The organism is Cognatiyoonia sp. (genome assembly GCF_965661665.1).
Taxonomy (GTDB): domain Bacteria; phylum Pseudomonadota; class Alphaproteobacteria; order Rhodobacterales; family Rhodobacteraceae; genus Cognatiyoonia.
This window is the reverse complement of sequence record NZ_CBFIEO010000002.1, coordinates 132,504-156,514: the sequence shown is the minus strand read 5'-3', so window position 1 is coordinate 156,514 and position 24,011 is coordinate 132,504. Positions and strand designations below refer to the sequence as shown.

Below are 24,011 nucleotides of genomic sequence, written 5' to 3'. Positions count from 1 at the left end.
AGAGGGTCCCCATGCAGAAGATTTATCCCAATGCAGCTGCCGCTCTCGACGGTCTGCTCGAAGATGGCATGTTCATCGCCGCAGGCGGGTTCGGGCTGTGCGGCATTCCAGAGCTGTTGCTCGACGCCATTAAAGAGGCAGGCACAGAGAATCTGACCTTTGCCTCGAACAACGCAGGCGTTGATGATTTCGGGATCGGGATCCTTTTGCAGACACGGCAAGTGAAGAAGATGATCTCCTCTTATGTGGGAGAGAATGCTGAGTTTATGCGTCAATACTTGTCTGGTGAGCTTGAGCTGGAGTTCAACCCGCAAGGCACGCTTGCTGAACGGATGCGCGCGGGTGGCTGCGGTATTCCGGGTTTCTATACAAAGACTGGCGTCGGTACGGTCATTGCGGAAGGCAAGGACCACAAAGACTTCAACGGTGAGACATATATAATGGAGGAAGGCATCTTTGCTGATCTTTCCATCGTCAAAGCGTGGAAGGCCGATGAGACGGGGAATGCGATCTTCCGCAAGACCGCCCGCAACTTCAATCCACCAGCGGCGATGTGCGGCAAAGTTTGCGTTTTGGAAGTGGAAGAGATTGTGCCAACAGGATCGCTCAATCCTGACCACATTCACCTGCCCGGCATCTACGTGCACCGTATTGTCCAGGGCGAGCATGAGAAACGCATCGAACAGCGCACAGTGAGGGAGGGCTAGACCAATGGCATGGGACCGCAATCAAATGGCCGCCCGCGCGGCGCAAGAGCTGGAAGACGGCACATATGTAAACCTTGGCATCGGTATTCCGACTTTGGTGTCCAACTATATCCCTGAAGGCGTCGAAGTGACGCTGCAGTCCGAAAACGGCATGCTCGGCATGGGCCCCTTCCCAACCGAGGCGGAGATTGACGCCGACCTTATCAATGCGGGCAAGCAGACAATCACCGAACTGCCCCAAACCGCTTACTTCGATTCCGCCACATCCTTTGGCATGATCCGCGGCGGCAAAATCGCGATGGCGATTTTGGGCGCAATGGAGGTGGCAGAAAATGGCGATCTGGCCAACTGGATGATCCCCGGCAAGCTCGTGAAAGGCATGGGCGGCGCGATGGATCTGGTCGCAGGAGTTGGCCGTGTGGTGGTTGTGATGGATCACACTAACAAGCACGGTGACAGCAAGGTATTGAAGGAATGCACCCTCCCCCTCACTGGCAAAGGGGTCGTTGACCGCATCATCACCAATCTTGGCGTTCTCGATGTTGTCGAAGGTGGTCTGAAGATCGTTGAAACGGCCGAGGGCGTTACCGAAGAAGAGCTTCGCAACGCCACAGCGGCCAAGATCGTCTAGCCGCTGATCGCAAAAGCGCAGCCGTCCGATACCAATTCGGGCGGCGTCTGACATAAACCGCGTGCGATCGAATATTCCAGTCAGATCATCACCGTCTACGACCCGATTGTCCACTCCGCCGCGTAAGAGCAGGTAGACGATCCAAACTCCCTGCGCCGCACATCTGGCCGCTTCGACTAGCGCTATGTCCGCTGCAAGCGCCCCACTGCGATCACTGGTGGTCAATTGTCGCTCGACATATTGGACCTCGTCTACAACGAAACCGCGCGGACCTATCAGGCACCGCTTCAGTTGAAATCAACCGGCGGTATCTTCATCGTGGACGTCTTTGGTCGTCAGGCTGAACCGCCGCAGGCCTTGATCAACCGTTGGATTGTTCCGCTGGAAGAAAACGAGGATATCTTGGCGTTGCAATCTGGTGAAAAATTCGAGGTGCCATTTGACACGCTCGTCATCTTCTCAACCAACTTCCACCCGAATGAAATCTTCGACAAAGTGGCGCTGCGCCGGATCTTCTACAAGATCAAGATCGACGGCCCAAACCAGGAAAACTTACTTAAGATTTTTGCGATGGTCGCGCGCAAGCTGTAGATGCCATTGGACGAAGCCACCCTCGTCCACTTGCTCAATAAGCGTTACCAAGAAATCCACAACGAATATGCGAATTACCAGCCGATCTTTTTGATCGACCAAATGATCTCGATCTGCGAGTTTGAAGGCATCCCGTACCAGATGACATCGGAGCTGATCGACCGCGCATGGGCCAACATGTTCGTGAAAGAAGAAACCATCGTTCACTAACAGACGCGAAAATCGGCGTTGCTGGATGCGGCCGCATGGGGCACCCCATGCTGGCCGCATTGCGTTTGGCGGGGTTCCACACGGACGGATTTGATGTGCGGCACGACGTTGGCGTCGGAACCGACATCACCGCCTTCGCGCAACACTTATCCATTTTACTAACTGTTGTGCGGGATGAAGCGGAAACCGACGCGCTTCTATTCGACAACCAAAAGATCATCTCTCAAGCCTCTGATATTAATGTTATAATCATCTGCTCCACGCTTTCCCCAAACTACGTCAAATCTCTGCGAGCCCGCATCCCTGACCATATCGCCTTGATAGACGCGCCCATGTCCGGCGCCCAGGTTCGGGCTGAAAATGGCACCCTCAGCTTCATGCTGGGCGGCGACCCTGACGCGCTCGCCCACTACATGCCGCTATTTGAAGCGACGGGAAAAGACATTCACATCATGGGCGACCTCGGCGCAGGCATGACTGCAAAAGTGCTCAACAACCTCCTCGCCGCTAGCTCCACCGCGATGACGCGTCTCGTTCTTGATTGGGCGAAAGCGCATCAGGTTGATGAACGCAAACTGCTCGACCTCATTCATACATCATCAGGTCAAAACTGGCTCGCCTCCGGCTTTGAAGAGATTGAGTTCGCCCGCGATGGCTATGCCGATAACAACAGCATCGGCCTCTTGGTGAAAGACGTCGCCGCCGCCCTAGATATTGCACCAGAGGGGGCGGAAACCGCGCTTCCTGAATTAGTGCAAAAGACGATACGCGGACTGAAGCCACTGGCATGACCCAACTGCCCAAAACGTTTGACAACTGGTTTGCCAGTCGCGGCTGGTCGATCCATTCACATCAGCAGGATATGCTCAACCACGCTGATGAACCGTCGCTTTTGCTCATCGCACCAACTGGTGGCGGTAAAACGCTATCCGGCTTCCTTCCTACCTTGCTCGAACTGGCCGACGGGGCGCACAAGGGGCTGCACACGCTCTACGTCTCCCCGCTCAAAGCGCTCGCCACCGACATCAAACGCAACCTCCGCACACCGGTGGAGGAGATGAACCTCCCCATTCGGATCGAAGATCGCACGGGCGACACCTCCTACACGCAAAAGCGCAGACAACGCGCCGACCCGCCGCACATCTTGCTCACCACCCCCGAAAGCCTCGTCCTGCTCACCTCCCACGAAGACGCTCCGCGCATTTTCAAAGGGTTGGAGCGGGTGATCGTCGATGAAATCCACGCGCTCGAAGAATCTAAGCGCGGCGATCAGTTGATGCTTGCTCTCGGACGGTTGCAAACCCTCGCCCCGAATCTCAGACGCGTCGGCCTCTCCGCCACGGTGGAGGATCCCGCCGCCATCGCCAAAAGCCTCGCCTGTCATCCAAACCCGTGCACCATTCTGCACGCGGACCCCGGCCCCGACCCCGACATCCAAATGCTTAGGACGGAGGAACACCCGCCCTGGGCGGGCGGCGGTGCGGCCTATTCCATCCCCGCCGTGCTGGGAGAGGTCAAAAAGCACAAAACCACCCTCATCTTCCACAACACCCGCGCTCAGGCGGAGCTATTCTTTCACAACCTCTGGCTCGCCAACGAAGACGATCTGCCCATCGGTATCCACCACGGCGCGCTTGACCGCAGCCAGCGTGAAAAGGTTGAGGCTGCGATGGTCGACGGCAGCTTGCGGGCGGTGGTCTGTACCGGCTCACTCGACCTTGGCATCGACTGGGGCGACGTCGATCTGGTGATCCAGATCGGTGCGCCAAAGAACGTCAAACGCCTCGTCCAACGTATCGGCCGCGCCAATCACCGCTACAACGCCCCCTCAAAAGCGCTCATCGTTCCAGCCAACCGCTTTGAAGTGGTGGAATGTATCGCAGCCCTTGATGCAGTGAAAGAGCGCGACCTTGACGGCGATCCTAAAGGCCCCGGCCCGCGCGACGTGCTGTGTCAGCACATCCTCATCACCGCCTGCGCAGGTCCGTTCGACGCCGACGCGCTCTATGCCGAAGTCACCACCGTCGGCGCCTACAGCGGCCTCAGCCGAACGGAATTTGACGACTGCCTCGAATTCTGTGCCACCGGCGGCTACGCCCTGCGCGCCTATGACAAATGGAAACGGCTGCTGGAAAAAGACGGCAAATGGCAGCTGCGCGACCCGCGCACCGCCCGCAACATCCGCATGAACATCGGCACGATCCAAGACACGGACACGCTTAAGGTCAAATTCAAGAACGCCTTCAAACCCATCGGCGAGATTGAGGAAGGCTTCGCCGCCACCCTCACCCCCGGGGACACTTTCCTGATTGGCGGGCAAATCGTCCGCTATGACGGGATGCGCGAACTCACCGTGCAAGTGACCCGCGACGCCGCCAAAAAGCCAAAGATCGCGACCTTCCTTGGCACCAAATTCGCCACCTCAACCCAGCTGCAGCATCGCATCCTCAGAATGCTGCAATCGGGTGATTGGACAGGAATACCAAGCCACACCGCTGATTGGCTGAACCTGCAACACCGTTTCAGTAAAATGCCCACCGCCGACCGTGTGTTGGTTGAAAGCTTCCCGCGTGACGGCCGCCCGCACACGGTGTTCTACGGTTTCGCAGGCCGCAACGCGATGCAGACCCTCGGCCTACTGCTCAACCAACGGATGGAGGAACAAGGCCTCGGCCCCTTGGGCTTCGTCGCCACCGACTACGCCACCATGATATGGAGCGTGGACCCTGTCACCAACCCCGCCCCGCTCTTTGAACCAGACGGGCTGCGCGACGGTTTGGACAAATGGTTGTCGGGTAATGCCGTGATGAAAAAGACTTTTCGCGCCGCCGCCACCATCGCCGGACTGATAGAGCGTAACTCCCTCCAAGCCCGCAAAACAGGGCGTCAGGCCACGTTTTCCAGCGATATCCTCTACGACACGCTCCACAAATACGACCCCGACCACCTGATGATGCAAATCACGAGAGAAGAAGCGATGCGCGGCCTCGTCGATTTCGGCCGGATTGAAGAGATGCTGGACCGGACCCGTGGCCGTGTCGATCATCTGACCCTCTCCCGCGTCAGCCCCCTCTCCGCCCCGATGCTGTTGGAAGTGGGCCGCGTCGCCGTGCACGGCGAAGGCCGCGACAAACTGATGGAAGACGAAGCCGCCGCCTTGATGGAGGCGTCGGGCCTCAGCCAAATCGATGCCGGCCCATCCAAACCCCGCTGGAGGGTTGGTTTCTGATCTTGCGGCAAGAGCCCGGCCATGCCAAGAACGGAACATGAACACGCATCACGCCTTTGCATTTCAATCCCACACCCTCTGGGCGCTAGCTGAAGGCGCACTGTGGTGGCCGAAAGAGCGTCTGCTCTGCGTCTCCGACCTGCATCTCGGCAAATCTGACCGGATCGCGCGACGCACCGGCGCAATGCTGCCGCCCTATGAAACGCAAGACACGCTGGACAGATTGGGCACTCTCATCGACACCTTCGATCCCGCGCAAGTGATCTGCCTTGGCGACAGTTTTGATGATCTTGATGTGGCCCTGTCGCTGTCGGATATGCACTACCGCGATGTCGCACGCCTGCAAGCCGGCCGCCGCTGGATCTGGATCGAAGGCAACCATGACCCTGGCCCGATTGAGATCGGCGGCCAACATATGGCGGAGTTGACCATTGGAGGTCTGACCTTTCGCCACATCGCAAAACCAGCGGCTGAGGGTGAGATTTCGGGGCACTATCACCCGAAATGTCGCCTCTCGCGTGGTGGCAGCCGACCCGCGTTTCTGATTAGCACGGATCAGATCATCTTGCCGGCCTTTGGCACCTATACCGGCGGCCTGCGCGCCACTGACCCCGCGCTAACAAGGATCATGCCGCAAGACGCAACAGCGATCCTGACGGGGCGCAAAGCAATACCAGTCCCCTTCAAAGCAACAGGTTAAGGGGCTGTCTGCTCGTCGCCGCAATGCGGCTCACCCCGAAGGTATTTCAAGCAAAAGAACGATTTAGGCGGTCAAACCCTTCGTCTCTGACAGGCCATGAGCGCGACAGCACGCGGTAAGCGTGTTGGCCAACAGACAGGCAATGGTCATCGGCCCCACGCCACCTGGCACTGGGGTAATCGCATCTGCAACACCCGCAACCTCATCATAGGCCACATCGCCCAACAGCTTTGTCTTGTCCGGCTTGTCCGGATGCGGAATGCGGGTGATGCCCACATCGATGACAGTCGCTCCCGGCTTGACCCAATCCGCCTTAACCATTTCGGCGCGCCCGACAGCGGCGATTAGAATATCGGCGCGGCGGCACACCTCTGACAGAGCAGCGGTGCGCGAATGCGCGATGGTGACCGTGCAGTTCTCCTGCAGCAAAAGCTGCCCCATCGGCTTGCCAAACAGGTTTGACCGCCCAATCACAACCGCTTCCTTGCCGGACATATTGCCCACTTGATCGCGCAGCAGCATCAGACACCCCAATGGCGTGCAGGACACAAGGCCTTTTTCGCCAGAGGCCAAGAGCCCCGCGTTTACAACGCTCAACCCGTCGACATCTTTGTTGGGATCAATCCGCGCCACAATAGCCCGCTCGCTCAAATGATCTGGCACGGGGAACTGGCAAAGAATACCATGCACTGTCGGGTCCGCATTCAACTTATCAATGAGCGCAAAAAGCTCTTCTTCGGACACATCCGCTGGCAATTTATGCTCGAAGGAGGCCATACCCACTTCAACCGTCTGCTTGTGCTTGGCCGCGACATAGACCTCGCTCGCCGGATCTTCGCCTACCAGCACAACTGCCAGCCCAGGCGTGATGCCATTTTCATCCTTCAGCCGCGCTACATGCTCAGAAATCTGCCCGCGCACCTCGGCCGCAAAGGCTTTCCCATCAATCACTTTCGCCGTCATCGTCTACCTTCTCTCGCAAAAAATGCCGCCCGCCGGGAGGCATTGGGATGGCGGGTGGGGCGTCGACGCAGCCGCGCGTCACCCACCATCCAAGTCTTTAGAACAAACCTTCGATCTGTCCGTCTTCGTTCAAGCGAATGTTCTCCGCAGATGGCACGCGTGGCAGGCCCGGCATGGTCATGATCTCACCACAGACCGCGACGATGAAACCTGCACCCGCCGACAAGCGCACTTCCCGCACAGGCACAGAATGCCCTGTTGGCGCGCCGCGCAGCGTCGGATCGGTGGAGAAGGAATATTGCGTTTTCGCCATACAGACCGGCAGTTTGCCATAGCCTTGCTCTTCCCAAAGCTTCAACTGATCGCGGATCTTCTGATCCATCAGCGCCTCATCCGCGCGGTAAATACGCTTGCAGATCGTCTGGATCTTTTCGGCCAGTGGCATCTCATCGGGGTAGATCGGTGCAAAGTTCGCCGTATCCGCATCGGCCAGTTCAGCAACTTTCGTCGCCAAATCGGCGGAGCCTTCGGATCCCAACTCCCAGTGACGTGACAGAACCGCCTCAGCACCTTGGCTGGCAACGAATTCCTTCACCGCGTTCACTTCTGCATCCGTATCCGTGACGAAGTGGTTGATTGCAACCACCACGGGCACACCAAATGACTTGAGGTTTTCGATGTGACGGCCAAGGTTCGGGCAGCCGGCCTTCACTGCATCCACATTCTCCGCACCAAGGTCGGCTTTCGCGACCCCACCGTTCATCTTCATTGCACGCACCGTGGCCACACAGACCACCACGGAGGGGAAGAGGCCCGCTTTGCGGCACTTGATGTTTAGGAACTTCTCAGCACCCAAGTCCGCGCCAAAGCCTGCTTCCGTCACGACATAGTCGGCCAGTTTCAAAGCGGTCGTTGTCGCAATGACGGAGTTACAGCCGTGTGCGATATTGGCAAACGGGCCGCCGTGGACAAAGGCCGGGTTGTTTTCCAACGTCTGCACAAGGTTTGGCTGCATCGCATCTTTCAAGAGCACCGTCATCGCGCCTTCTGCCTTGATATCACGGCAGAATACGGGGCTGCGGTCGCGGCGGTAGGCCACAATCATATCGCCCAAACGCTTCTCTAGGTCTTTGAGGTCGGTCGCCAGACACAAGATCGCCATCACCTCAGATGCCACCGTGATGTCAAAGCCCGCTTCACGTGGGAAGCCGTTGGCCACGCCACCCAAGGAGGCTGTGATCTGGCGCAGCGCACGGTCGTTCATGTCGACCACGCGACGCCACTGCACGCGACGCACGTCAATCTCTTGCTCGTTGCCCCAATAGATGTGGTTGTCGAGCATGGCAGACAGCAAAGAGTGCGCAGATGTGATCGCGTGGAAGTCGCCTGTGAAGTGCAGGTTCATCTCTTCCATCGGCACAACTTGGGCATAACCACCACCAGCGGCGCCACCTTTCATCCCGAAGTTCGGGCCGAGCGAGGCTTCGCGGATACAGATCATCGCGTTCTTGCCAATGCGGTTCAGACCATCGCCCAGACCAACAGTTGTTGTGGTCTTACCTTCACCAGCAGGCGTCGGGTTGATCGCGGTCACAAGGATCAGCTTGCCGTCGTCGCGGGACTTCGTGGAGTTGATGAAATCCTGGCTCACCTTCGCTTTGTCATGGCCGTAGGGCAGCAGGTGTTCGCTAGGGATACCCAGCTTGTCACCAATTTCTTGGATCGGGCGCTTTTGGGCCTCCCGGGCAATCTCGATGTCGGATTTATAGCTCATGTTCGGTCCCTCAGCCGTTGGTCTTCAAGCAGTAATTGCGCCGACGCTAAACTGCATGCAAAGATATACGGACCGTATTTACGACACAAAACCCGCAGGAATCGTCGATTCAAAGGGCAAACGTTTCGCATGGGAAACGGAAATGCGACTTAGGCGGCGTCCGGCGCCCAGCCGCGTTGAGCGGGAATATGCAGCCGCAAACGGTCCCCGATCCGCAGAGGTCCGGACCGTTCGACCCAAGCTGTGATACCCCGCCGGTCCTTCGCTGCTGCTTTGAAGAGCTTGCCCGCGTCCGCGTAGTGTCGCTTTACAGCCAGCCCCGGCTGGTGGCAGGGCAAATTCACCATATCAACAAACAGTGTCTTGCCGCCCTTCGTCTGGAGCTGTGCAGAGGGTGGGATATGCGTGAAATCGGGGATGCCGCGGACAACAACGGTTGCGCCCAACCATGCGGGATCGAGGTGCTCCAACTCCATCTCTGCCATAATCCACTCCAGTTCTTCCGCACTCACAATGGACAACTGCCGGACGTTGGCAATCTCAGTGCCCTTCGGGTGCTGGGCTTTCACGCGACTGCATGACGGTCGTTTGCGCCCGCCGTAAGGTGCACCGTCCAACCCATCAAACCCAAGCTCCAACGCCTCGACCGCGACGCCATCAATCCCGGGCTCCTTGCGCGCGGTCATATGGCCCAGCCATGTGATCTCACGGTAATGCTCGGTCAGTATGAGTGCTGGCGTTGCAGGCGTCATTCAGTGTCGGAGTCATCGTACAACAGCCGCATAGGACTGCAACCAGCCCCCCCTGAAAGAAGAAAGCCGCCCCGTGGGGCGGCTTTGCGATCTTAGGTTGGTTCTGGCTCCATCCCGCCATCAGAGGCGCGTGGCTTCTTCGGCATGGTCTTTGGAACCGCGGTCAGGCTTGGCGCACTGCCGGAGTCAGGCTTGTTGTCGTCCTCATCCTCATCCACATGCGGCGGGTCACCGCGCACGACGCGCTCAATCTCGTCGCCTGTCAGCGTTTCATATTCCAACAAGCCCTGCGCCAGACGCTCGAACTCTTCGTTCTTTTCAGTCAGGATTTTGTAGGCGAGCTCGTAGCCTTCATCAATGAAGCGCTTCACTTCTTCCTCGATCAGCTCCTTAGTACCCGCAGAAATGGAGAAGCCACCCGCACCACCATTGGCCTGATAGCCGGCCGCCGCTTCCTGATAGTCGACGTTGCCCACTTTGTCAGACATGCCGTAGCGCATCACCATAGCCCGCGCCAATTGCGACGCTTGCATGATGTCGCCCACAGGACCGGAAGACACGCTTTCCTCGCCATACTTGATGATCTCTGCGGCTTTGCCCGCCATGGTCATTGCGATCTTTTGGTGCGCTTCGTCCTTGAACATCTGCAGCTTGTCCATTTCAGGCAAGCTCATCACCATCCCCAAGGCACCGCCGCGCGGGATGATCGTGGCTTTGTAGACCGGATCACACTTCTCAAGCGCCATGCCAACGATGGCGTGGCCCGCTTCGTGGTAGGCTGTCTTTTCCTTCTGGTCTTGGGTCAGCACCATGCTCCGGCGCTCTGCCCCCATCAGGATTTTATCTTTCGCCTGTTCGAAATCGACCATCGCAACAAAGCGGCGTCCAACACGGGCCGCGCCCAAGGCCGCCTCATTCACGAGGTTGGCAAGGTCCGCACCAGAGAAGCCTGGCGTACCGCGTGCGATAATCCGCAGATCCACATCTGGGCCAAGCGGTGTCTTGCGCGCATGCACGCCCAAGATCTTTTCGCGCCCTTTGATGTCTGGGTTGCCTACCGTGACCTGACGGTCGAAGCGGCCCGGACGCAACAGCGCAGGGTCCAAAACGTCTTTCCGGTTGGTTGCCGCGATAATGATGACGCCTTCATTGGCCTCAAAACCATCCATCTCAACCAGAAGCTGGTTCAGCGTCTGCTCCCGTTCGTCGTTGCCACCGCCATAGCCTGCGCCACGGGACCGGCCCACGGCGTCAATTTCGTCAATAAATACGATGCATGGCGCGTTCTTCTTGGCCTGTTCAAACATGTCACGGACACGGGACGCACCCACACCCACGAACATTTCGACAAAGTCAGAGCCAGAGATGGTGAAGAACGGCACACCCGCCTCACCCGCGATGGCACGGGCCAAAAGCGTCTTACCGGTACCGGGAGGGCCCTCAAGCAGCGCACCTTTTGGAATCTTGCCACCAAGGCGTGAGAATTTCTGCGGGTTGCGCAGGAACTCGACCACTTCTTCAAGCTCTTCCTTGGCTTCATCGATGCCCGCAACGTCGTCAAACGTCACGCGGCCTTGCTTTTCGGTCAGCAATTTCGCTTTGGATTTGCCAAAGCCCATCGCCCCGCCACGGCCACCGCCTTGCATGCGGTTCATGAAGTAAATCCAGACGCCGATCAGCAGGATAAACGGCAAAAGACCCACTAGGAACGTCTGAAGGCCGGATTGCTCTTGGCTTTCGACCGTCACAGGGATGCCCTTTGTGATCAGCAGATCGGTGATCGCCGCATCTTCCGGCTTGATGGTCACATAGTTTTGGTTGTTGGTGCCGCGATAGCGCACCTGCTCACCATCCAGCTCCACCTGCGCGACTTCATTGTTGTCCACCGCCTCGACAAAATCAGAATATGACCGTGCGTTAGATGCGCCGGTCGCGCTACTGCTGTTAAAGAGGTTAAACAGCGCCAACAAGAGGACGAACAATACGACCCAAAAGACGACATTACGTGCGTTGACCAAGGCGACACTCCTTCATCAGAGGAAATAGCGAAGCGCCACTCATGGGCGCGAAACAGTTTCCCTTAAAATAGAGGCTTCCGCGCGATCTTCAATGCGTAACCAGCCAATCAGCAAAATCCGCGACAATTCGTGCCGACCAGCCCGTGCCGTATCCAAGAATTGGGGCGGCAATAAGGGTCTCATCCAACCAAATTGCGGGCGTGGCCATCGCGGATTTGCGGGGCAATCCGGCATCGCGCCAGTCGGGGCACTGCGCCAGACCCGCCTCACCCACGGCTTTGATCACGTTTGCGTTGCCCTCAGGCCCCACAACCAACCAGCGCCGATCCCATGAGGTTTCACCCGTTTCATGCGGGCTGACCCTGCTTTCACAGGCCCGCAACTCGCGCGTCAATCGCAGCTTTCCACCCTCAGGGATCAGCACGCAGCCCGCCAAAGTCACCACCTGTCGATTGAGCGCAGACGCGAAGCTGTCCCGCACACTCTCAAGCCGTGGCTTGTACGCAGTGCCGGAAACCCATTGCAGACCCGCGACCAAGATCCGTTGCAACAGCGCTTTGTCTGCTTGGCTCTCAAAGGCCGTTGTAAAAACCAAGTCTCCCTGTTCCTGAACCACATGGTTCTTGACAAACCCCAGCATCGCGCGGTCCACAATCGCCGCCGCATCCGCCATATGCGCGACAGTCTGCAAAACCCGCTTTTGCGTCAGGCCAAGCTCTGCCAAGTGATCCAGCATCTTGCGGGCCTTCACGCGGTCATAGCTGTCATCATCATTCGACGGATCATTGGCCCAAACAATCTCGCGCGCCGTCAACCAGTCTCGCAACTCCGCCCGCCCGCATTGCAGCAGTGGCCGGACAATGCGCACACCATCGCGCATGGTTGCCACCTTCATCCCAGACAGTCCATCCACACCGGACCCGCGTGACAGACGCATCAGGAACGTCTCAACCTCGTCATCCGCCGTATGCCCCATCAAAACGGCATCAAACGCCTGCTCTTCCACCCAAGCCCGCAGAACATCCCACCGACCGGCCCGCGCAGCTGCTTGCAGGTTCCCCGTGCCGTCATACCGCCACTCGCGAGCGTCAAACGCGATGCCGAGCCCGGCGCATTGTGCCTCGACGAGCGCGACTTCCTCCCCCGCCTCAGGCCGCAAGCCATGATTGACGCACATCACCGACAATCGGCGCGGCCCGACGACGCCCGCCATCAAATGCAGCATCGCGACAGAGTCCCCACCGCCCGAAACAGCAAGACCAAACCGCGCGGTTTCTAACGAAATCTGAGGGATGGTTTCGAGCGTCTTTAAGACACGCACTTCAATCGACGTCTGATCCGTCACTGACAGCCGAAGTTCCGCATGCTGGACTGCGCCTCAAGCACCGCATCCGTGCCAGGGAAGCGGATTTCCACCTCGCCCAAAGTCAGGCAAGCGTCTTGCGTCTGTCCCAAAGCGCCCAGTGAAAAGCCCAGCTTGTAAAGCGCTTCTGGTGCGACGGACCCTGTCGGATCGCCTGAAAAGCTCTCTAAATAGGCGCGCGCTGCGTTGGTCATCTCGCCCACACCTTCCAACGCCTGACCGCGCAACAAGGCCGCGCGTGCCGCCAAAGATGAGCCAGGATAAGCCGCATTGAAGGCTGTCAGCTGTTCGATTGCTCCACGGAAATCGCCGGAGGCCAGCGCCTGTTGCGCACCGTCAAAATCAGCTTGCTCACCGACGGCCACAGCCGGGCCGCCAGTATCGTTCGACCCGTCCGCCGCTGGCACGCTGACTTCGTTGTCGATGCCGCCCAAGAAGGGCGTGTCTCCTAATTGGCCGATGTCGCAGCCTTCTTCCAACTCGCACAGACGGAACTCCAGATCACCGATGCGGTTGGTACCATCAACAGTGATGCGATTGATCCGAAACTCCAGCTCTTCAGACTTGGACGTCAGGCGTTGCAATTGCTCTTCAATCGCGTTCAACCGATCAAGCGGGGTGTTCCCCGCCACGCCGGTCGTTAATTCGCCCGTGGTCGACAGCTCCCCCCGTAGCTTTTGGATCTCCACGTAAAGCACGGAAAGCTGCTGCCGAATATCGGCCAACGTCTCACCCTGCGCGAAGGAGACAGAGGGCGCAGCAAGCGCCAAAACACAAGCAAGAGTTAACTGCAGCACCATCAATTTCCCTTTAGCTCAATCCAGCTGCAGAGATGATTGTCACAGCGCGGCGATTCTGGGAATAGCAGCTCTCGTCAGAGCAGACCTCGACCGGACGCTCCTTGCCGTAGGAAATCGTACGCAGGCGTGACCCCTCAACCCCACGGGAGATTAGATATTCCCGAACAGCATTGGCACGACGCGCACCCAGGGCGACGTTGTATTCCCGCGTGCCCTGCTCATCCGCATGGCCTTCAATGATGGCCAGATAATCGGTGTTGATCATCAGCCAGTTGGCCTGCCCATCCAGCGTCGCCTGACCTGCAGCCGTCAACGTCGACTGATCCACAGCGAACAAAACGCGGTCCCCAATGGTTTGGGAGAAATACTGCGGGCTAGTTGGATCCGCCGCGCCAGTCAGCGCACTGTTGTCCGTGACACCCGCACCATTGGCCCCGCCACCGCCAAAGCGATCTGGCCGTGTACAGGCCGTCGTGGCCAAAGTGGCGATCAACAATAGCGCCGTTGTTGTTCTTGTTGAAATCATCCTGTCCTACCGCTTTTTGTCGTTTTCGTTGGGTGTTGGAATGAACCATCACTGATGCAGAGCCATGATTCAAGGCTGTAAAGGTCCCCATGAAGGGTCAGATGCACCGCTTTCCAGCAGCACTTGGCGCGGCTGCGTGCGCCCCGCGATGTCGATACTATAGAGCGAGGCCGTCCCACCAGCACCCTGCGTTTCGCGCATAAACATGATCACACGACCGTTCGGGCTCCACGTCGGGCTTTCGTCTAAGAAGGAGGTCGAAAGCAACCGCTCCTCCGATCCATCGGTGCGCATCACACCAATGTGAAAACGCCCACTCTCCTGATTGGTGAAGGCGATCTGATCCCCGCGCGGCGACCAGACGGGGCTGCCATAGCGCCCTTGGCCAAAGGAAATCCTGCGCGGCTCCCCACCGCTGGCCGACATGATGTAAAGCTGCTGCGTACCAGACCGGTCGCTTTCAAAGACGATCTGCGACCCATCTGGGCTAAAGCTCGGCGCGGTTTCAATAGACGGGGCGGAAGTCAGCCGGATATGCTGCCCGCTGCCCAAATCCGTCATGAAGAGGTCAGTGTTGCCGCCATTGATCAGGCTATAGATCACCTTCGACCCATCGCGTGAGAACCGTGGGGAGAATGACATCTCCCCCGGGGCGGTGCTCAACTCCCGACGCCCTACATTGGCCACATCAAGCACGTTGATGCGCGGAAAGCCGGAGGCGTAGCTGGTGTAAAGCACGCGGTCGCCGGTGGGGGAAAACCGCGGCGCCAAAACGATGGAGCCTACATCCGTTAGATACTGCACATTGGCCCCGTCATAATCCATGATCGCCACGCGCTTTTGCCGGTTATCCTTGGGGCCACTCTCCGCAATAAAGACAACGCGGCTGTCGAAATAGCCGCCCTCACCCGTGACCCGGCTGTAGACCGCATCAGCCACCTTGTGACCCAAACGCCGCCAGCCCTGCACAGTGCCCACGAGCTGCAAGCCATCGCCCAGCTCTTCACCAGCGAACACGTCGTAGAGGCGGAATTTCACGATCACCTGATCGCCGCTGACCGCCACCGCGCCGGTGATCAACGCCTGCGCATTGATCGCGCGCCAATCAGCAAAAGCAATGGACGCCGAGAAGGACGCAGGTGTGCTGATAAACGCATCAGGGGAAATGGCGCGAAAGAGCCCCGTGTTGACCAAATCCTGCGACACAAGCCGACCGATATCGGCCGCAACACCCTCTGCCCCTACCGTTTCAGCCTGAAAAGTGGGAAGCGCGAATGGCAGCGGCTCTATCACACCGTCAGTGATTTCAATTCGCAAAGGCCCGCTTTGCGCCGATGCCAGCCCTGCGAACAGGCACATCACGAAAATGCTCAACAACCGCTTCAACATAGTCTTGTCCTTTCTGCCCGGATTTTTACCCGGTGGTTTCATCCTTACGCAAAAAAGCCAAACTCCCAGAAGGGAAAGCTAAAACTTGCGCATCTTATTGCGACTTCTATCACCTCAGACGCATCCCTGTCGGGTCAAAGGTGATCACCACGTCTTTCCATTGTCCGTATTTGTCGGCGGGCAGATCGTACCCCCCGCTCTGACATCTCAAGATCGCCCGCCGCGCCGCCTCAAACGCGGCCCGTTGCGCAGCACTATCGCCACCGGTCGCGGAAATCAGGGTCAGACCACTCTCAACTTTGCCGTTGCGCGACAGGGAAAAGCCCACTTCGACGGTCACATTGGCGGACGCGGCGCCTGTATCGACAACCCAACAGCGGTTCACGGCCAAGCGGAACGCATCCCGCTCCGATCCCGTCATTGGCGGCCCTTCGTCCACCGCTGCATCGTCACCCACGACACCCGCGATGAGGTCATTGATGGCATCTGTGCTGTCAGGCGCTTCGGTCGGCGTTGCGGCTTCAACCGGTTCGGGATCTGGCTCCAGCGTCGGGCGGCTGGGGCGGGCGGCAGGCCGCACGGATTTCTCCACTGCGCCCGACACCTCGACATTCTCAACCGATGTGGTCTGCGCTGTGTCTTCCGCCGACGTCGTCTGCTCCGGCTCCTCTACCGGCACCTCATCCACCGGCTCCTCTGGCCGCACGGCAGGCGTCGTGTCCACTGACACAGGCGCATCTCTTTCTGGCTGCGGCACCTGACTGGGTGCAATCACCTGCGCGGGCGCCGCGTTGGGCGTGTCCGTCACGATCTCTTCGGAAATCTCCAGCTGCTCTTCCACATCAGGCGACGGCAATTCCGGTACCTCATTGGTCACATCTGCGACAGGCGCAGGCGGTTCGGGCGCGTCTGGAGGCGGTGTTTCTTCCACTGGCGGCTCGACTATGTCCGGCACGGGCAACGGCTCTAGCTCCACTTCGGGCTCCGGCGCTATAGGAGGCTCATCAATCACGGGCTGGGTCAGGCTGTCGGGCTCCTCCACCCCAGGATTGGGAGAAGTTGCCCGCACCAAAGCGGCGTAGTCTTCGCCTGAAATTACGCTGACATCTGACACTTCAACCGGAAGCGGGTCGGCCTCAAGCCCCCAGCCCAAGATCAGCCAAAGCACAAGGCCGGTGTGTCCGATGCCCGAAATGTAAGCCCCGAGAGAGCGCATGCCTTACCCGTCAGACCCGGTGAAGGTCGGCCCGCCAATGTCGGTCACAAGCCCGATGTTGGAAAAGCCAGCCGCATCCAGCGCACCCATGACCTGAGCCACACGAGTCCAATCGTTGGCCCCATCTGCACGCAGAAATATCCGGTCACTGTCCCGCTCCGCTGCAATTGCGCGAAGATGTGTGATCAACTCACCTTCGGAAATCTCCGTGTTCTGTATGGCCAGACTGCCATCAGCCTGAATGCTCACAGTCAACGGTTCTTCCTGATCGGTCGGTAGCGCGTTCGCCGCCGTCTCCGGCATTTGCACGGGCACCCCGACCGTCAGCAAGGGTGCGGCCACCATAAAGATGATGAGCAGCACGAGCATCACATCGACGAACGGCGTGACGTTGATCTCCGACATCGGGGGGGTGCGCGTGGCACTGCGGCGGCGCCGTCTGCCGCCCCCGCCGCCAGATGATTTCATGATACCGGCTCCCATCCCTAGCTGTCCAACTGGCGGCTGAGGATGGTGGAGAATTCGTCGGCGAAAGCCTCATAGCCCGCAATCACGCTGTCACTGTCAGCAGAGAGTTTGTTGTAGAACACAACCGCCGGGATCGCGGCCAAAAGACCAAGACCGGTGGCTAACAACGCCTCTGCAATACCGGGGGCGACGACGGCAAGGTTGGTGTTCTGCTGCTCCGCAATCTCGATAAAAGCGTTCATGATGCCCCAGACCGTCCCGAATAGACCAACAAAAGGCGCGGTTGATCCAACGGTCGCCAACACAGGCAAACCTTTTTGCAAAAGCCCCGCTTCTTTGGCAATCGCCAAATCCATCGACCTGTCGATCCGCGCATGGGCACCGGCAATCAGCTCCCCATCCTGTCGGTGACTACGCCGCCATTCCATCATACCTGCGGCAAAGATCGTTTCTGACGCACCGCGCGGGTTGGCCCCGATCTGGTCGTAAAGCCCGTCCAGAGGCTCCCCCGACCAAAACGCCATATCAAAAATCTCCGCATCGCGGCGGGCTTTGCGGTACTGGCGGAGTTTGTCGATGATCACAGCCCAGCACCAAAACGATGCAAAGATCAGCATGATCATCACGATTTTCACGGTCAATGTGGCGCGCGCGAATAGCGCCCACATGGTAAAGTCGGTTGCTGCTTCCATTTGCCTGCTCTGTCTACGGCCCGATTTTAGGGCTCTGTTGCGGCAAAACTAAACCAGTCTGCGATGAAAAGGAATGAAAGAAGCGGTCACAATGCTGAAATGGGCCGAAATCTTACGTCAGTTTTGCGCGAAGTTCCGCCGGAAGCCGCACAGGCTTACCCTCTGTCGTCATGCACACGGCTGTGACCTTAGCACGGAACAACAGTTCGTCGCCACGCATCACGTCCTGATCAAAAACCCAGCGCATCGGGGACGCCGCATGATGGGTCGTCACAATCTCTAACTCGTCATCCAGCCGCGCAGGGCGTAGATAGTCCGCCTCAACCCGCACCACGACGAAGACGATCGCGTCCTCGTCCTTCATCTTCTTCTGGTCGAGCCCCAACTCCCCCACTAAGGTGGAGCGGCTGCGTTCAATATATTTCAGGTAGTTGGCGTAATAGACGATCCCACCCATGTCGGTGTCCTCGTAATAGACGCGCACTGGCAATCGATGGGTCATTGGCGCACCAACAATCGGGCCGCCATCCGCATCGCATGGCTGGGGTCTTGGGCCACAGCGGGCAAGGACGGATCATAGGCCGTACGAATGATGTCCGCTATATCTGGTTTCAGTACGGCTTTATTCTCAACAATCCCCAAAGGTGAGGCATCTATGAACGCGGTGTCGGACCACAGCAGGATGGTCTGTGTCGCTTGGCTCAGCGCTATTGTGTCTGCCGTGGCGTTAGCCATATGCTCATCCAGCCGCAGAAACACGAACGCGGCCTTGATCGCGCCATCCTCCTCAAACCGAAAGATGCGGTATTGGTTGGCATCAGATTTGATCAGCCGTTTGATCAGGATTTGCAGGTCAGGCACCAGCTTATCGAGGTGTGGTACCTCCCCCAGTACAGACCAATCCTTGCAGAAAAAGACCATGAGGTTGGCACCCAGCTCTGGGTCCGTCTCCGCCATCTTGTGATTGGCAAGGACCGTTAACGCCTCAATCGCGGCTTTAAAGACCTCAAGGCTTTTCTCATCCACGCCAAAAACAACCGGCGCAATCGGCCGCCCCCAACGGGCGCAAAGGTATGTCCCATCCTTGCGTGTGAAATAGGCAGCGATGTCTTTGTCCGTGAGCATTGCGCAGGGCCTTCGACGTTCAGATCACCACAAACCGGCGATCCCTTATTCAAACAGTTCGCTTTGGCCTTTAGGCGGGGCAATCCCCAAATGGGTCCACGCCGCTTGGGCCAGCATCCGTCCGCGGGGTGTGCGCTGAATCAGGCCCTTTTGCAACAGATAAGGCTCGATCACCTCTTCCAGCGCGTCACGGCTTTCCGACAGGGCGGCTGACATCGTCTCTACCCCCACCGGACCGCCGACGTAGCTTTCGGCGATCAAGCGCAGATACCTCCGGTCCGCGTTATCCAGACCCAAATGATCGACACCCAACCGCGTCAAGGCAAGGTCAGCAATCGCTTGCGTCACGCGGCCATCGCCCTCAACCACTGCAAAGTCGACAACACGGCGGAGCAATCGTCCCGCAATCCGCGGCGTGCCGCGTGCGCGCTTTGCAATCTCCCGCGCGCCTGCGTCATCGGCAGGCGCACCCATCAACCGCGCCCCGCGCGTGACGATTTCGTGCAATTCGTCAACGTCATAGAACTCAAGCCGCGTCGGGATGCCAAACCGATCCCGCAGCGGTGTTGTCAGCAAGCCAAGCCGCGTCGTCGCACCCACCAAGGTGAAGGGTTGCAACTCAATCCGCACGGTCCGTGCGGCTGGCCCTTCGCCAATCACAAGGTCCAACTCAAAATCTTCCAGCGCGGGATAAAGCACCTCTTCCACCGCTGGATTCAAACGGTGGATTTCATCAATAAAGAGCACATCGCGCGCTTCAAGGTTCGTCAGGATCGCCGCTAGATCACCCGCCTTCGCCAACACAGGGCCAGAGGTCATGCGGAAATTCACGCCCAACTCCCGTGCCATGATTTGCGCCAGCGTCGTCTTACCCAAACCGGGCGGGCCGTGGAACAGTGCGTGATCCATCGCCTCCCCCCGCCGCTTGGCGCTTTCAATAAAGACATTGAGGTTGGCGCGGGCATCTTTTTGACCGATGAACTCATCCAGCGACTGCGGACGCAATGCGCGGTCTGCGTCTTCGGCTTGGCGCTCTGGCCGGAGGGTCGGATCAGGTTCGGACATATCCATCCCTTACCCTTTCGGCGCCAAAAGCTTCAAGGCAGCGCGAATAAGGGCAGATGTGTCCGCGTCTGGGTCAGCGCCCACTGCCTCAGCCACAGCACTCGCCGCCTCACCGGGCGCGTATCCAAGGTTGACCAAGGCAGACAAAGCCTCCGCCTGCGCGGGGTTGGCTTTCGGGGCGCTTGGCATGGGCCGCGCGGCCTCCAACTGTTCTAAAACAGCATCATCGCCTAGAGCTTCGGCCACTGTGCCGCCCATCGCCATGACGCTTGGCGCTTTGTCTTTCAATTCGATCGACACCCGCTGCGCTGTTTTTGGACCAACGCCTTTGGCTTTCGCAATCGCGTTCCAATCGCCCAGCGCTATCGCACGGCTGACCCCATCGGCCCCCAATGTCCCCAAGATCGCCATGGATGCCTTCGCACCAATGCCCTGCACGGACATCAGCAACCGATGCCACTCTTTCTCCACCAGTGTCGTGAAGCCGAAAATCTGAAGGTTATCTTCCCGGACCAGCAAATCGGTATAAAGCACTATGGCCTCCCCATTGCTGGGCAACCCCGCCATCACGCGGCTTGAGACATAGACGATATAGCCGACACCTCGCACGTCGATCAGTACGTGATCTTCCGCGCGGTATTCCAGCCGTCCGGCGATTTTCCCGATCATGCGCTGGCCTTTGCCAAGGCTTGATCCAAACAACCTGCCGATTGCGCGTGATGCGCATGGCAAATCGCAATCGCTAAGGCGTCAGCGGCGTCCGCGCCGAAGATCTTCACCCCCGGCAACTGCATCTTCACCATATGGGCGATCTGGTTTTTATCCGCATGGCCTACACCCACGACGGCTTTCTTCACCGCATTCGGGGCATACTCCCCAATCGGCAAGCCCGCCTGCGACAGTGCCAGCATCGCGATCCCGCGCGCTTGGCCCAGTTTCAGCGTCCCCGCCCCGTCCTTGTTGACGAAGGTTTGTTCAACCGCCGCCGTCTCCGGCTGATAGGTGTGCAACACATCGCCCAGCGCCTCAAACAGCGCCAACAGGCGGTCGCCAAGCTCCACCCCCACGCCATGACAGACGCCATTGGCCACATGCGTAATCCGGCTGCCTGAGACGTCAATCACGCCCCAGCCCATGTTCCGCAATCCGGGGTCAATTCCCAAAACGCGCATCCGCGCCCCCTGCTCGTTCTTGTTGTTGCGCAACGGTTAGCACAAAACGCGAACATAATCCAAGCTGAATGCCACACCCGCGCGAATCCTTCCAAATCCCGCATCGCAAAAGCCAAGCAATCTAAGGGCTTTGGGGCAATGCTCGCTCAAAAATTAGGCATTCTGAAGACGCATACTGGGCATGACCAAATAGCAATGGTGAAACCCCGGTCAGTGGCATAGGTCGCCCCTTGAAAAAGAAACCGCGGCCACAAGCGTCGCACCACAAATATAGGAGTGAGGCAATGGCCGCTTTTGATACCAACCGTTCTGTCACCTTTTCGTCTACTGGTCGTGTCACACGCCTATTTTCAGACGCTTTCGCATATCTGATTGCGCTGAAAGACGCGCGCGCAACACGCAAAGCGCTCTACAAACTCACAGTCCGTGAGTTGGAAGACATCGGCCTGTGTTACGGCGACATCAAAGACATCACAAAAGTCTAAGACAGCCCTTCGACCCCAAACCAAAAGGCCGCGATGCACCTTTGCAGGGCGACCTTTTCTCAAAAAAACGCCCTGTCCGACAGGGCGTTTCATCGTGGTGGGGTCTGATGGATTTAAAGGCCGATCCCGTTCATAAACTGCGCCGTTTCAACAGTAATAAAATCTGGCTGCATCACCCAAACGCTCAACCGCAGACCCTTCAGCAAAGGTTGCAATCTTCTCACTGTAGACAAAGTTGCCCAATGTGGCGAGGATGAAAGCTTTGAAGAAGTTCGCTGCGCCAACAATCAAGAGAATACCGCGCAGTGGGAAACGTAGGTTGTAAAGTCGTGGTTGCGCAACGACCAAACCATCCGCGCGCATCACATGTGTGGCGCCTTGGCTCATGCGCTGGTAATCACGAAAAATCTTGCGCAAGCGTTTGTTAAAAGGTGTTTGAACGACCGACATTACTTTTGCTCCCACATTGCCACATGTGCTGGACAGTATGCCCTAAAGAATTTGTCAACATTTGGACAAATGCTGAAAACACTGTTCAAATTGGACGATTACGCACCATTCCTGCGCATGCACAGCGTGGTCCAGTCAACAATCATCTGGCGCTCGATAAGATTGAACCCATTCCGGGTATAAACGTCGATCACTTCGTCGGCTTGCTCGTTCAAAATCCCCGATAGAATCACGAAGCCTCCGTCCTCTGTCGCCTTCGCCAAATCTGGGGCGAGCGCGATCAGTGGACCCTTTAATATATTGGCGAAGATGAGGTCGAACGGCGCGGCAGATTGGATTGCAGCATCATCCATGCCCATCGCCACCAAACTTATCACACGGCCCGTCAGCCCGTTTGCCGCCACATTTGCTGACGCTACGTCAACGGCCACAGGATCGATGTCGCTGGCCAGCACCACATTGGGTGACACATGCGCTGCGGCCATTGCCAGCACGGCCGTACCGCATCCAACATCAATGGCGTTCTGGGGCACAAATCCTGTTTCCAACAACGCATCAAACGCGCGCAGGCACCCTAATGTCGTCCCGTGATGCCCCGTGCCAAAGGCCATCGCCGCCTCAATCAGCAGCGGGATTCGGTCTCCGGGCAACTTATCAGTGTCATGACTGCCATAGACGAAGAAACGGCCAGCCTCGACCGGTGCCAACTCGCGGCGCACCTTTGCGACCCAGTCTTGCTCCGGCAGTTCTGAAACGGCGAAGGGCTTCGCGTCATGCATCGTCGCCAGAATGGCGAGCCCTGCTTGATCCGGTGTTTCGGTAAAATAAGCACCCACTTCCCAAACGCCGGACCCATCCTCCACCTCGAACACGCCCACACCCGTTGGTTCAGGCTGCAATGCCTCCAAAGCGTCGCCCAAGGCATGAGCCTTCTCACGACCAGTCAGTGTTGTCAGTGCTGTAAATGTTGGCATCGGGGGGCGCCTCAAAGTTGCGCCCCTCAGTTAGCCTGCGCGGGTCAAAACCACAATGCTATGCGCCAGTTCCAATAGGGCAAGTCACACCTGTTCCGCCAATCCCGCAATAGCCGTTGGGGTTCTTCGCGAGATACTGCTGATGATACTCCTCAGCAAAATAGAACTCCGGGACCGGAATGATCTCTGTCGTCACCACGCCGTAGCCTGCCGACTTTAGCCGTAGCTCAAATCCGGTCTTGGACGCCTCAGCCGCCGCGGCCTGTTCATCAGAATAGGTGTAAATGCCAGATCGATACTGCGTCCCACAGTCATTGCCCTGCCGCATACCTTGGGTCGGGTCATGCCCTTCCCAAAACACCCGCAAAAGATCGTCATAAGTGATAACGCTTGGGGCATAGACGACACGAACCACCTCATTATGGCCGGTCTTGCCCGTGCAAACCTCTTCATATGTCGCATTCGGCGTATAGCCACCCGCATAACCCACCATCGTGGATGTGAGGCCCTCAAGCTTCCAAAACATCCGTTCGACGCCCCAGAAACAGCCCATGCCAAACATCGCAACCTCATGACCCGCAGGCACGTCCGCCGTCAAAGGCGTGCCATAAACGAAATGGTTCTGCGCCGTCGGGATTGCCATCGCACGACCTGGAAGGGCGGCGTCAGGCTGAACCATTTCGGACTTTGCAGATGACATGAAAAACATGG

At 58.1% G+C, this 24,011-nt stretch carries 25 protein-coding genes and 1 pseudogene; 7 read left to right on the top strand and 19 right to left on the bottom strand.

The features are described 5' to 3' along the window. Positions 1-11: 11 nt before the first annotated feature. The 6 genes and pseudogenes from ACTF5F_RS02085 (at position 12) to pdeM (ending at position 6,068) form a co-directional block, all read left to right on the top strand. Complete coding sequence (locus ACTF5F_RS02085; RefSeq protein WP_438955223.1) at positions 12-707, top strand: CoA transferase subunit A; 696 nt, start codon at positions 12-14, stop codon at positions 705-707. Between the two features lie 4 nt (positions 708-711). Next, on the top strand, positions 712-1,338 hold the full coding sequence (locus ACTF5F_RS02080) for a 3-oxoacid CoA-transferase subunit B (protein ID WP_438955222.1): 627 nt from the start codon (positions 712-714) through the stop codon (positions 1,336-1,338). A 57-nt stretch (positions 1,339-1,395) separates the two neighbouring features. Beyond that, positions 1,396-2,139: pseudogene (locus tag ACTF5F_RS02075) on the top strand (ATPase); the annotation flags it as partial. Beyond that, positions 2,097-2,930 carry an NAD(P)-dependent oxidoreductase gene (locus tag ACTF5F_RS02070; RefSeq protein ID WP_438955221.1) on the top strand — a complete coding sequence of 278 codons (834 nt, stop codon included), beginning with the start codon at positions 2,097-2,099 and terminating at the stop codon, positions 2,928-2,930. The pseudogene ACTF5F_RS02075 and the gene ACTF5F_RS02070, both read left to right, overlap by 43 nt. Further along, complete coding sequence (locus tag ACTF5F_RS02065) at positions 2,927-5,368, top strand: ligase-associated DNA damage response DEXH box helicase (protein ID WP_438955220.1); 2,442 nt, start codon at positions 2,927-2,929, stop codon at positions 5,366-5,368. Before ACTF5F_RS02070 ends, ACTF5F_RS02065 begins: the two co-directional genes overlap by 4 nt. Before the next feature lie 37 nt (positions 5,369-5,405). Beyond that, positions 5,406-6,068 (top strand): ligase-associated DNA damage response endonuclease PdeM, encoded by a 663-nt coding sequence (gene pdeM, locus ACTF5F_RS02060; protein WP_438955219.1) that lies wholly within the window; start codon positions 5,406-5,408, stop codon positions 6,066-6,068. Between the two features lie 63 nt (positions 6,069-6,131). On the opposite strand, the gene folD is transcribed toward pdeM, so the two are convergent. From folD to ruvC, 16 genes are all read right to left on the bottom strand, one after another. Beyond that, a complete protein-coding gene (folD, locus tag ACTF5F_RS02055) occupies positions 6,132-7,031 on the bottom strand; it encodes a bifunctional methylenetetrahydrofolate dehydrogenase/methenyltetrahydrofolate cyclohydrolase FolD (protein ID WP_438955218.1) in 900 nt (299 codons plus the stop codon). Positions 7,032-7,128: 97 nt separating this feature from the next. Continuing rightward, on the bottom strand, positions 7,129-8,805 hold the full coding sequence (locus ACTF5F_RS02050; RefSeq protein WP_438955217.1) for a formate--tetrahydrofolate ligase: 1,677 nt from the start codon (positions 8,803-8,805) through the stop codon (positions 7,129-7,131). 149 nt (positions 8,806-8,954) lie between these two features. Further along, entirely contained in the window at positions 8,955-9,557 is a 603-nt protein-coding gene (locus ACTF5F_RS02045; protein WP_438955216.1) for an MOSC domain-containing protein, read from the bottom strand. Between the two features lie 92 nt (positions 9,558-9,649). After that, complete coding sequence (ftsH, locus tag ACTF5F_RS02040) at positions 9,650-11,575, bottom strand: ATP-dependent zinc metalloprotease FtsH (protein ID WP_438955215.1); 1,926 nt, start codon at positions 11,573-11,575, stop codon at positions 9,650-9,652. Between the two features lie 88 nt (positions 11,576-11,663). Beyond that, on the bottom strand, positions 11,664-12,920 hold the full coding sequence (gene tilS / locus ACTF5F_RS02035; protein WP_438955214.1) for a tRNA lysidine(34) synthetase TilS: 1,257 nt from the start codon (positions 12,918-12,920) through the stop codon (positions 11,664-11,666). Continuing rightward, positions 12,917-13,738: a tol-pal system protein YbgF gene (ybgF, locus tag ACTF5F_RS02030; protein WP_438955213.1), complete on the bottom strand. Its 822-nt coding sequence runs from the start codon at positions 13,736-13,738 to the stop codon at positions 12,917-12,919. Before ybgF ends, tilS begins: the two co-directional genes overlap by 4 nt. Before the next feature lie 10 nt (positions 13,739-13,748). Further along, positions 13,749-14,264, bottom strand: coding sequence for a peptidoglycan-associated lipoprotein Pal (pal, locus tag ACTF5F_RS02025; RefSeq protein WP_438955212.1), 516 nt, complete (start codon positions 14,262-14,264; stop codon positions 13,749-13,751). Between the two features lie 69 nt (positions 14,265-14,333). Next, on the bottom strand, positions 14,334-15,653 hold the full coding sequence (gene tolB / locus ACTF5F_RS02020; protein ID WP_438955211.1) for a Tol-Pal system beta propeller repeat protein TolB: 1,320 nt from the start codon (positions 15,651-15,653) through the stop codon (positions 14,334-14,336). Positions 15,654-15,762: 109 nt separating this feature from the next. Beyond that, a complete protein-coding gene (locus ACTF5F_RS02015; protein WP_438955210.1) occupies positions 15,763-16,869 on the bottom strand; it encodes an energy transducer TonB in 1,107 nt (368 codons plus the stop codon). A gap of 3 nt (positions 16,870-16,872) precedes the next feature. Beyond that, positions 16,873-17,352: an ExbD/TolR family protein gene (locus ACTF5F_RS02010; protein WP_438955209.1), complete on the bottom strand. Its 480-nt coding sequence runs from the start codon at positions 17,350-17,352 to the stop codon at positions 16,873-16,875. 2 nt (positions 17,353-17,354) lie between these two features. After that, positions 17,355-18,029 carry a protein TolQ gene (tolQ, locus tag ACTF5F_RS02005; RefSeq protein WP_438955208.1) on the bottom strand — a complete coding sequence of 225 codons (675 nt, stop codon included), beginning with the start codon at positions 18,027-18,029 and terminating at the stop codon, positions 17,355-17,357. Positions 18,030-18,141: 112 nt separating this feature from the next. Next, positions 18,142-18,531, bottom strand: coding sequence for a tol-pal system-associated acyl-CoA thioesterase (ybgC, locus tag ACTF5F_RS02000; protein WP_438955207.1), 390 nt, complete (start codon positions 18,529-18,531; stop codon positions 18,142-18,144). After that, positions 18,528-19,154, bottom strand: coding sequence for a hypothetical protein (locus tag ACTF5F_RS01995; protein ID WP_438955206.1), 627 nt, complete (start codon positions 19,152-19,154; stop codon positions 18,528-18,530). Before ACTF5F_RS01995 ends, ybgC begins: the two co-directional genes overlap by 4 nt. Before the next feature lie 45 nt (positions 19,155-19,199). Next, the gene (ruvB, locus tag ACTF5F_RS01990; protein ID WP_438955205.1) at positions 19,200-20,219 is read right to left on the bottom strand and encodes a Holliday junction branch migration DNA helicase RuvB; all 1,020 of its coding nucleotides are present in this window, start codon (positions 20,217-20,219) and stop codon (positions 19,200-19,202) included. Positions 20,220-20,228: 9 nt separating this feature from the next. Then, positions 20,229-20,888 carry a Holliday junction branch migration protein RuvA gene (gene ruvA, locus ACTF5F_RS01985; RefSeq protein WP_438955204.1) on the bottom strand — a complete coding sequence of 220 codons (660 nt, stop codon included), beginning with the start codon at positions 20,886-20,888 and terminating at the stop codon, positions 20,229-20,231. Further along, the gene (gene ruvC / locus ACTF5F_RS01980) at positions 20,885-21,391 is read right to left on the bottom strand and encodes a crossover junction endodeoxyribonuclease RuvC (protein WP_438955203.1); all 507 of its coding nucleotides are present in this window, start codon (positions 21,389-21,391) and stop codon (positions 20,885-20,887) included. The genes ruvA and ruvC overlap by 4 nt, the downstream gene beginning before the upstream one ends. A 284-nt stretch (positions 21,392-21,675) precedes the next feature. Here ruvC and ACTF5F_RS01975 point away from each other — a divergent pair, with 284 nt between their 5' ends. Beyond that, positions 21,676-21,876: a DUF1127 domain-containing protein gene (locus tag ACTF5F_RS01975; RefSeq protein WP_438955202.1), complete on the top strand. Its 201-nt coding sequence runs from the start codon at positions 21,676-21,678 to the stop codon at positions 21,874-21,876. Between the two features lie 147 nt (positions 21,877-22,023). Here ACTF5F_RS01975 and ACTF5F_RS01970 read toward each other — a convergent pair whose 3' ends face one another. From ACTF5F_RS01970 to msrA, 3 genes are all read right to left on the bottom strand, one after another. Beyond that, positions 22,024-22,326 carry a hypothetical protein gene (locus ACTF5F_RS01970; RefSeq protein ID WP_438955201.1) on the bottom strand — a complete coding sequence of 101 codons (303 nt, stop codon included), beginning with the start codon at positions 22,324-22,326 and terminating at the stop codon, positions 22,024-22,026. A gap of 98 nt (positions 22,327-22,424) precedes the next feature. Beyond that, positions 22,425-23,300 carry a 50S ribosomal protein L11 methyltransferase gene (locus ACTF5F_RS01965; RefSeq protein WP_438955200.1) on the bottom strand — a complete coding sequence of 292 codons (876 nt, stop codon included), beginning with the start codon at positions 23,298-23,300 and terminating at the stop codon, positions 22,425-22,427. Positions 23,301-23,358: 58 nt separating this feature from the next. Beyond that, positions 23,359-24,009 carry a peptide-methionine (S)-S-oxide reductase MsrA gene (msrA, locus tag ACTF5F_RS01960; protein WP_438955199.1) on the bottom strand — a complete coding sequence of 217 codons (651 nt, stop codon included), beginning with the start codon at positions 24,007-24,009 and terminating at the stop codon, positions 23,359-23,361. Between the last annotated feature and the right edge of the window lie 2 nt (positions 24,010-24,011).